Source organism: Dietzia sp. DQ11-71 (assembly GCF_014144995.1).
Classification (GTDB): Bacteria; Actinomycetota; Actinomycetes; order Mycobacteriales; family Mycobacteriaceae; genus Dietzia; species Dietzia kunjamensis.
On record NZ_JAALDT010000076.1, the window covers coordinates 1 to 1,763 of the forward strand.

1 protein-coding gene and 1 pseudogene are annotated in these 1,763 nt (G+C 69.3%); one reads left to right on the top strand and one right to left on the bottom strand.

Features of this window, described 5'->3' with window-relative positions; all coding sequences use genetic code 11:
* Window positions 1-184: pseudogene (locus tag G6023_RS16245) on the bottom strand (hypothetical protein); the annotation flags it as partial.
* Between the two features lie 157 nt (window positions 185-341).
* On the opposite strand from G6023_RS16245, the gene G6023_RS03060 reads away from it, so the two are divergent.
* Window positions 342-1,730, top strand: a complete 1,389-nt coding sequence (locus tag G6023_RS03060) for a flavin-containing monooxygenase (RefSeq protein ID WP_182634054.1) — start codon at window positions 342-344, stop codon at window positions 1,728-1,730.
* The last annotated feature ends 33 nt before the right edge of the window (window positions 1,731-1,763 follow it).

Genomic DNA, 1,763 nt, shown 5'->3' on the forward strand with positions numbered 1-1,763 from the left:
ACTCGGCGTCGAGGTCACCGATCGTCACCTGCCAGCCCCCGGCGGCGAGCGCACGGGCGGTGGCCCACCCGATCCCCGACGCCCCGCCCACCACGACGGCGGACCGGCCGCGGGCGGCCACATCGGAACCGTCCGAGGAGCTGTCGCGGTCAGGGGTGGGGACGCGTGTGCGATCCGTGTCCACGGGGCCTCCAGTAGGGTTGACGACCGGCCTCGGCGGGGTGGTCCGCCGGGCCGGAGGAAGCTGTTGACGACCGTCAACACGGGCCATAGTGTGATCTGCGCCATAGCTCTCTTGTCGGCGAGTCTGCCTCGCCGAGGGATCCGCCGAAGGGGTTCGCATGACATCGACCTGCACAATCGCCGTGATCGGCGCGGGCATCAGCGGCCTGACGACGCTGAAGATGCTCCGCGACTACGGGATTGACGCGGTGTGCTTCGAGGCGTCGGACCGGATCGGCGGGAACTGGGCGTTCGACAACCCCAACGGCAGCTCGAGTGCCTACCGCTCGCTGCACATCGACACGTCCAAGCACCAGCTGAGCTTCCGGGACTTCCCGATGCCGGAGGAGTTCCCGGACTTCCCCCACCACAGCCAGATCAAGCAGTACCTGGACGACTACGCCGAGGCGTTCGGCCTGCTGCCCGCCATCGAGTTCGAGACACGGGTCGAGCATGCCGAGCGCCTGCCGGACGGCGGGTGGGAACTGACCACGTCGCGCACCGGGTCGGCCGCACAGGCCGGGGCCGACGGGACCGAGACGCTCCGCTTCGACGGGCTCGTCGTGGGCAACGGGCACCACTGGGACCCGCGCTTCGCTGATTTCCCCGGCGAGTTCACCGGGGAGATGATCCACTCCCACGCCTACGTCGACCCGTGGGATCCGCTGCACCTCATGGACAAGAAGATCCTCGTGGTGGGCCTCGGCAACAGCGCCGCGGACATCGTGGTGGAGCTGTCGTCCAAGGTCATGCGCAACGAGGTGACGCTGTCCACCCGGTCGGGTGCGTGGATCGTGCCCAAGTACATCGCCGGCAAGCCGGCCGACAAGTACTTCGCGACCTTCCCGTACATCCCGTACTCGTGGCAGCGCAAGGCCATCCAGGCGATGCAGCCGATGTCGGCCGGCCGGCCGGAGGAGTACGGCCTGCCGACCCCCAACCACAAGTTCTTCGAGGCCCACCCCACGCAGTCCGTCGAACTGCCGCTGCGGCTGGGGTCCGGGGACGTCGTCGCCAAGGGGGACATCGCCCGACTGGACGGCCGGACGGTGCACTTCGAGGACGGGACCAGCGGCGAGTTCGACGTGATCATCCAGGCCACCGGGTACAACACCACGTTCCCGTTCTTCGACCGGGACTTCCTCAGCGCCGACGCCCACAACCACGTCCCGCTCTACAAGCGGATGTTCACCCCGGGCATCGAGGACCTCGCCTTTGTCGGCTTCGCCCAGTCCACCCCGACCCTGTTCCCGTTCGTCGAGGCGCAGGCCCGGCTGGTGGCGGCGTGGGCGGCCGGGCTGTACCGCACCCCGCCGGTGGCCGAGATGGAGCGGGTGATCGTGGAGGACGAGAAGAAGTACATCGGCCACATGCTCGACACACCCCGCCACCAGCAGCAGGTCGACTACTTCCTCTACGAACGCGACCTGCGCACCCGGGAGATCCCCCACGGTCTCGAGCGCGCCCGCGAGCGCGGCGCCGCCCTCCGTGCCCGGGTGACGGCATGACGCCGGCCGCCCCCTCGGCGACCACCTCCCCGC

What these genes read in the sequence shown, in the direction of transcription:
- G6023_RS03060 (WP_182634054.1), top strand. Translation starts at nt 342, where the DNA reads ATGACATCGACCTGCACAATCGCCGTGATCGGCGCGGGCATCAGCGGC.